This is a genomic window from Ideonella sp. P3_A4 (assembly GCF_056403075.1).
In genome coordinates this window covers 1-1777 of record NZ_JBFUGE010000920.1, presented here as the reverse complement: position 1 = coordinate 1777, position 1777 = coordinate 1, and the positions used below count along the sequence as shown (strand labels likewise).

The window sequence follows — 1777 nt, the reverse complement described above, 5'->3', positions numbered from 1 at the left end:
GTTCCTCCCCAAGGGCCTTGACCTCTCGCCCCTTACCGACAAAGATCTGCGCAACCTCGAGTTCGTCCTCAACAACACTCCTCGCAAGATCCTCGGCTTCCGCACTCCACACGAAGTCTTCTCTCAACTCAAAGTCACCGACATCGCTGGTGTTGCACTTCATCCTTGAGTCGGCCCAGGCGATTCATGCTCGCCGGGGGAAGACGCGCTTCTGCACCCACACCACCAAGAAAAGGAAAGCGCCTGCGACGGCCACCTTGACGACGRAACCTTGGACTAAAGCTGACCATGTGCTAAGGGCGCAAGACAGGAAGTTGGCTTGACTGACGAATTCGCCAGGCTGACTATTGCAGGCAGCGCGCACTTGCCTCGCAAAGCCGAGCCCTTGTGATGGGGAGTGCAGCAGTTGAAGACCTTCTRTTGCCAGCAGTGCCGCAACAGTCGAGGTGAGCCAATGCCAGCGGACCGAGAAACGTGAGCTTGCAAGAATGTAGGCGAGARCAAGCCACGGTAGAAGAAGGAGAAGCAGAGCTGGCCCCGCGAAGGATGCGACGATTGATAGCCACTGAGCTGCCGAAAGCCAGGACAACAGGAAGGCGAMAGCCACGAACACGGCTGCCAAGGCAGATGCTAAGCAGCAATATAGAACCAACGCGCGGAATAGAAGACGGCTCAAGATACGGACTCCCTGGATTCCCTCTGGTGCTTAACGTTCGACGTAAGGGGCGGCTTGCGCCCTGGCGCAAGACGTCCCCTTGACGGAGGGGTTAGGCACCGGAGATGCACCAACCGTGTTGGACTTGCTGTGCAAGGCAGACGGACCCGAAAAACTTGGAGATGCTACTCGGCCGACCGGGGCCCGGATATGCAGCACCGGGGTTGCGGGTGTTTCAGTTTGGCCCGCCTGCCTAGACGGCAGAACCGGCCCAGTAGCAGCGCCCACCCCAGGCTCCGGCCGTGACCGCAGGCACTGTTGAACCACGACAGAGCGCCAAGGCTTCAATTTCTTGACCTACTTGGCAGGCGTAAGGCCGAAGCGACCACTGACCGTGCGCTGGCCGCCGAAGGACGGACAGCCCGCGCCGACGCTGAAGCGAGCGCGCCTCTCCCTTGAGCACAAGGCATCGAGATCGAGGCCTTGAGAAGCTGATTGGCGGAAGGCGCTTCAAGTGAACTGAACCTTTAACCCGGCTGTGGGCCTAACGTTCGACGTAAGGGGCGGCCCGCCTGCGGGACGTCCCCTTGACGGAGGGGTTAGGCCACACTGCTGGCCCCGAGCACGGGCCCGCGCAGGCCAACGCAATTGCCCCACGGATCACGGACCTGGCACATTCTTTGACCATACTCGATGTCACCAGGGCCGCGATAGAGCGTTGCCCCCACACTGAGCAGGTGGGACAAAGAGGCTTCGAAATCAGGGGTGTTCCAGTAGACCACGGAGCCTGCTGCGGCATTGGTGACCTTTTCATCTGCCGGCACGATCTCGAGCATGACGCCACCAAGCTCGAGGTATTCGAGCGATTCTGGCTCCGAGAGTCGCTTTCGTACGGCACCTGGCAGGGCGCTCTCGTACCACTTGAGAGCCGCTCGAACATCGGGCACGTGCACCAGCACGGCGAGGATAGGGTTCGCCGCGATGATTTGTGGGGTGTTCGTTTTCATGGGGCCTAACGTTCGAGGTAAGGGGCGGCTTGCGGCTTGCCGCGCGATGATTTGTGGGGTGTTCGTTTTCATGGGGCCTAACGTTCGAGGTAAGGGGCGGCTTGCGGCTTGCCGC

1 protein-coding gene is annotated in these 1777 nt (G+C 60.5%); it reads right to left on the bottom strand.

Translation table 11 applies throughout. The features are described 5' to 3' along the window. Window positions 1-1254: 1254 nt before the first annotated feature. Window positions 1255-1662 (bottom strand): VOC family protein, encoded by a 408-nt coding sequence (locus AC1DYI_RS34440; RefSeq protein WP_477208596.1) that lies wholly within the window; start codon window positions 1660-1662, stop codon window positions 1255-1257. Between the last annotated feature and the right edge of the window lie 115 nt (window positions 1663-1777).

Bases quoted from the DNA above. Each gene is read 5' to 3' on its own strand.
- AC1DYI_RS34440 (WP_477208596.1), bottom strand. From the start codon at position 1,662: ATGAAAACGAACACCCCACAAATCATCGCGGCGAACCCTATCCTCGCC.